This window comes from Romboutsia sp. 13368, from assembly GCF_018336475.1.
GTDB lineage: Bacteria > Bacillota > Clostridia > Peptostreptococcales > Peptostreptococcaceae > Romboutsia.
The window spans coordinates 1,146,353-1,151,903 of sequence record NZ_CP048741.1 but is presented as its reverse complement, the minus strand read 5'-3'; the positions used below and the strand labels follow the sequence as shown (position 1 = coordinate 1,151,903).

At 27.8% G+C, this 5,551-nt stretch carries 4 protein-coding genes; 1 reads left to right on the top strand and 3 read right to left on the bottom strand.

The genetic code is table 11. The features are described from left to right. Positions 1 to 216: 216 nt before the first annotated feature. Positions 217 to 2,811: an ATP-dependent chaperone ClpB gene (gene clpB / locus G3997_RS04665; protein ID WP_296648863.1), complete on the bottom strand. Its 2,595-nt coding sequence runs from the start codon at positions 2,809 to 2,811 to the stop codon at positions 217 to 219. Between the two features lie 329 nt (positions 2,812 to 3,140). Between clpB and G3997_RS04660 the strand changes: the two genes are divergently transcribed. Next, the gene (locus G3997_RS04660) at positions 3,141 to 3,317 is read left to right on the top strand and encodes a hypothetical protein (protein WP_296648858.1); all 177 of its coding nucleotides are present in this window, start codon (positions 3,141 to 3,143) and stop codon (positions 3,315 to 3,317) included. Positions 3,318 to 3,361: 44 nt separating this feature from the next. Here the strand turns inward: G3997_RS04660 and G3997_RS04655 are convergent, their stop codons facing one another. Together G3997_RS04655 and hypB are read right to left on the bottom strand one after the other, a co-directional pair. Then, the gene (locus G3997_RS04655) at positions 3,362 to 4,543 is read right to left on the bottom strand and encodes a CD0519/CD1768 family membrane protein (RefSeq protein ID WP_296648854.1); all 1,182 of its coding nucleotides are present in this window, start codon (positions 4,541 to 4,543) and stop codon (positions 3,362 to 3,364) included. A 185-nt stretch (positions 4,544 to 4,728) separates the two neighbouring features. Continuing rightward, entirely contained in the window at positions 4,729 to 5,397 is a 669-nt protein-coding gene (hypB, locus tag G3997_RS04650) for a hydrogenase nickel incorporation protein HypB (protein WP_296648849.1), read from the bottom strand. Positions 5,398 to 5,551: the final 154 nt, after the last annotated feature.

Here is a 5,551-nt window from a genome sequence, read left to right as displayed (position 1 = left end):
CCTTGAGTTTTACCTAATATATTMCAATTTGTTTGTCCATGTCTTACTATGTAAAATATATTTGCCAATATTATGTCCTCCTCAATTGYATATTATTTATTTTAACTTTCATTCAAAATCTTATTATACCATAAATATGATTTAAATTTATCCTTAAATTATAAAAATAGCATCTCTAGATTATTATAATCATTTGAGATGCTTTTAATTTAATTACTATTTAACATTTACATTAATATTATCATCTGAACCATCAATAACTATATTACATCCACTATATATTTCTCCAGCTATCATCTTTTTAGCAATTATAGTTTCAAGTGTATTGCTTATATATCTTTTTAATGGTCTAGCACCATATACTGGATCATATCCTTCTTTAGCCATTATATCCTTAGCTTCATCAGTTACTTCTATGCCCATATTTTTTTCTTTTAATCTATTTCTAAGTGCATTTACAAATATATCTATTATTTGTTTTATTCCTTCAAGATTTAAAGGTTTAAACATTATTATATCATCAACCCTATTTAAAAATTCAGGTTTAAATCTATGTTTCATTTCACTCATAACTAAATCTTTAGTTTCTTCATTTATATCTTCACCTGATTCTAATAGATAGTGACTTCCTATATTTGATGTCATTATTATAAGTGTATTTTTAAAATCTACAGTTTTGCCTTTATTATCAGTAAGTCTACCATCATCTAGTATTTGTAAGAATATATTAAATACATCTTCATGTGCTTTTTCTATTTCATCAAATAATATTACAGAATATGGGTGTCTTCTTACTGCCTCTGTTAATTGTCCTCCTTCTTCATATCCTACATAGCCTGGAGGAGGTCCTATAAGTCTAGATACTGCATGTTTTTCCATGTATTCTGACATATCTATTCTTATAATATTTTCTTCACTATCAAATAAGTTGTTAGCTAGAGTTTTAGCAAGTTCTGTTTTACCAACACCAGTAGGACCTAAGAATATAAATGAACCTATTGGTTTATTTTCATCTTTAAGACCTGCACGAGCACGTATTACTGCATTAGATACTGCTGTTACAGCTTCATCTTGTCCTATTACCCTTTTGTGTAAATCATCTTCTAATTTTAATAATTTTTCTCTTTCACCTTCAACTAATTTAGCAACAGGTATTCCTGTCCATTTTGCAACGATTTGAGATATTTCATTCTCTGTTACTTCTTCTTTTAATAAAGCATTATCATAACTTTGTTGCATTCTTTCTTCATGTTCTTTTATTTGTGCTTCTAATTTTGGTATTACACCATATTTAATTTCAGCAGCTTTATTTAAATCATATTCTCTTTCAAACTTTTCTACATTCCCTTTAGCTTCATCAAGCTGAGATTTTAAATTCTTTATTTCAAGTATTTGCTTTTTCTCTTTTTCATACTTAGAACTCATTTCATCATTTTTAGATTTAAGTTCTGATATTTCCTTACCTAGATTTTCTAGTCTACTTTTACTTTTTTCATCATTTTCTTTTAATAAAGCTTCTCTTTCTGTTTCTAAAGTAAATAATTTTCTTCTTACAGTATCTAGTTCTGTTGGAAGAGAATCTATTTCACTTCTAATCATAGCCCCAGCTTCATCTATTAAGTCTATAGCTTTATCAGGTAAGAATCTATCTTGTATATATCTATCTGACAGTTTAGCAGCTGCAACTATAGCATTATCATGAATTCTTACACCATGATGTATCTCAAATCTTTCTTTAAGACCTCTTAGTATTGATATAGTATCTGCTACAGTAGGCTCTTCAGCTATAACAGGTTGGAAACGTCTTTCTAGTGCTTTATCTTTTTCTATATATTGTCTGTATTCATCAAAAGTAGTAGCACCTATACAATTTAACTCGCCACGTGCTAGCATTGGTTTTATAATGTTTCCAGCATCCATAGCACCATCTGTTTTACCTGCACCTACTATTGTATGGATTTCATCTATAAATAAGATTATCTTACCATCCGAAGATTGTACTTCTTTAAGTACTGCTTTTAATCTCTCTTCAAATTCACCTCTATATTTAGCACCAGCTATTAATGACCCCATATCTAGTGCATATATTATCTTATCTTTTAATCCCTCTGGAACATCACCACGAACTATTCTTTCTGCTAACCCCTCAACTATAGCAGTTTTACCAACACCAGGCTCTCCTATAAGTACTGGATTGTTTTTTGTTCTTCTAGATAATATTCTTATAACTCTTCTTATTTCTTCATCTCTACCTATAACGGGATCTAACTTATTCTTTTTAGCAAGTTCAACTAAATTAGTACCATATCTAGCTAAAGCTTCATAAGTACCTTCTGGGTCTTGTGTTTCGACTCTTTGATTTCCACGAACTTGTGATAATACATTTAAGAAGTTACTTTTATTTATATTATATTGTTTTAAAATCCTTCCTGTAGCATTATGAGATTCCATATCCATAATAGCAAGCATAACGTGTTCTACACTTATATAAGCATCTTTAAATTCCTTCGATATATCTTCTGCTTTTAATAAAACTTCATTTATTCTTCTTGTAGCAGTTACCCCTTGTGAACTTATTCCTTCTCCATGTATTTGAGGAAGCTTATTAAGTTCTACTTCTATACTATTTTTTAAAGATTCTACCGATACATTCATCTTTTCAAATATATTAGGTATAAGCCCATCTTCTTGATTTACAAGAGCACTAAATAAATGAATAACATCCACTTGTTGATTATGATTTTTTACAGCTATACTGTATGCATCATTTAATGATTTTTGAACCCTTACAGTCATTCTTTCTATATCCATAAATATACCTCCATTACTTTTATCTGAAATATATTATTTATTATGCTAAAATTTCAAAATATTAAAAGTCATTTTCAATTCTATTATCACTCTTATTAGATGAGTGCTAATAACTTTATATAAACTATATAACTATATCTCATATTTGTCAATTAAATTTAAAATTTTTATTCATGAAAAATTTAGTTACTATTCCTTTATTTAAATATTTATCTTATTATNNNNATCTATCTTTAATTCATGTATTTATATAAAAACTTCCAAAGAATATCTAATCCTTATTTGGGTTAAATTATTATTGTAATTTTATTTACAAATAGGAGGATATTATGTCAAAACAAAATGCTAAAAATAAAGCTAGAAAAGAACCTAAGCTACATAAAAATGTAGCTAAATCAAGTTTAGAAATAGGAGAAGAATTAAATATAGAACCAAGATTAAGACCAGCTAAAACTGGTTCTGTAAGTCAAAATACATCAAGACCTATTAAACCTAGAAATAAATAAGTAAATAAAAAAGACTTAAGCTAAATGCTTAAGTCTTTTTTTTATTATGAAATTAACATAAATATAAAGTGGGCAGATATACCTGCACATAATCCACCTATAGTATGAGATAATATTGCTTTACCTGTAAGTTCTCTTGCATTTAATGCATCCATCATACCTACATGAGTACTTAAGTATCCACTCCAACACATACCCATAGCTGTAAATACAGCTATATCATTAGGTGTTATTACTCCATCTTTTATAAATTGAGGAACTAAACTCATTGCAGATCCTACTGCACCTAAAGATGTTATTGGGAAAGCTATAGCTTCAGGTGATGTAAATCCAAATAATGGCTCTAGTATAAATCTAAGCTTTTCTCCTATTTTAGGAAGTAATCCAATTCCTTCATATGCAGCTCCTGTATAAACAGCATGACCTGTAGCTGGATCAGTACTTGGACCAAAAGTTAAAAGCATAACTAATGTACATATGATTAATACTCCTGGTATTATTGCAATTCCAAGATCAACTCCACTTTTTCCACCTTCAAGCATAGCATCTAAAGCTCTTTGGAATACACTACCATTTCTTATTACCCTCTCTTCTTTAACTTCATTTGACTCTATATTAGAATTATCTAATTTTGTATCATCTTTGTAGAACTTTTTAGTGAAATGTAACATTATTCTAACACTCACTATACTACCTATTATAGCTGCTACGTTTCCTATTAACGCAGGTAATACATATTCTTCACCTTGAGATATCATAAATGTTGTTACGATAAGCCCCATTCCAAAAGATGTACCCAAATTACATAATGCAGGAATCTGATGTTTTTTAAAGAATTTAGTAAAAGATTTATCTTTACTAAATGATATTATAGCTGGGTTATCAGATAAATAAGTAGTTATAGCACCTGCAATACTTGCACCAGGTAAGTTGTATAAAGGCTTCATAAAAATAGCAAACACTTTATTTAAAAGAGATATAACTCCAAATTCTGAAAGTAATGCACTAAGTGCTCCTGCTAATACTGCCATTGACATTATTAAGAACACTGTGTTTAAAAGCAAATCATGTGCTGTGTTCATTATAACTTTAAACATTATACCAGCACCCATAATATTTGCGATGTAAATGAATCCAAAAAGTAAAATACCTAAAAATATAAATGCTTCTATATTAGAGGCTCTAGTATCGGTTTTTACCTTTCGAATCGAAATGTTATTTTCCATAGATACTCTCCTTTTTTCAAATTAATACAATATACTTTATATTTTTACTATTATATACTAAATTTCGCTAAAAAACATTATTTTTTTAAAAATAAAAGTATATTGTGAAAATTTACCTTAATTATTAATACCCATCTATTAAATAAATTCATAATAAAATGCCTTGTAAATTACAAGGCATTTTATTATGAATTTATTATCTTTTTTTCTCTTATTTTATTCTTCAAAAAGTCACTTAGTTCCTCAATACCTCTATTATCCTTACAAGAAACTTCAAATATCTTTATATTTTTATTTAACATACGAATATCTCTATAAAATTCATTTACATCAAAATTTGTATGGTCTATGATATCTAATTTGTTTAATATAACTACAGATGCACTCTTAAACATTAGTGGATATTTAAATGGTTTATCATTCCCTTCTGTTGTACTCATAACTACTATTTTCATATCTTCACTTAAATCATATTCCATAGGAAATGCTAAATTACCAATATTTTCTATGGCCAAGAAGTCTAATCTATCTATATCTAAGTTATCAAGCGATGTTGAAATCATACCAGCATCTAGGTAACATAATCCACCTGTATTTAGCTGAATAACATCTATATTATGCTTTTCTATTCTCATTGCATCTTTTGCAGTATATAAGTCTCCTTGTATAACAGCCATATTATAGTTTTTCTTTATATTTTCTATTAACTTTTCAAGCAAACAAGTTTTTCCAGAACCAGGAGAACCAAGTAAGTTTATAGTAAATATTTGATTTTCATCTAATAACTTTCTATTTTTATCTGCTAATTCATTATTATTTAAAGAGATATCTTTTTCTACTATTATTTGTTTCATCTAATAACCCCCTTATACTATGTAAATACTATCAAACCTATACTTCATATATATATTTATGTATTGATAATTACCAATATTCTTTTTATTAACTTTAGTAGTATAAATTTATTATTTAAATCTATTTATTTAAAGCTAAGGGATAWTATGATAG

Excerpts from the sequence above, each read along its gene's own strand:
- clpB (WP_296648863.1), bottom strand. The coding sequence starts at position 2,811 with ATGGATATAGAAAGAATGACTGTAAGGGTTCAAAAATCATTAAATGAT.
- G3997_RS04660 (WP_296648858.1), top strand. The coding sequence starts at position 3,141 with ATGTCAAAACAAAATGCTAAAAATAAAGCTAGAAAAGAACCTAAGCTA.
- G3997_RS04655 (WP_296648854.1), bottom strand. The coding sequence starts at position 4,543 with ATGGAAAATAACATTTCGATTCGAAAGGTAAAAACCGATACTAGAGCC.
- hypB (WP_296648849.1), bottom strand. The coding sequence starts at position 5,397 with ATGAAACAAATAATAGTAGAAAAAGATATCTCTTTAAATAATAATGAA.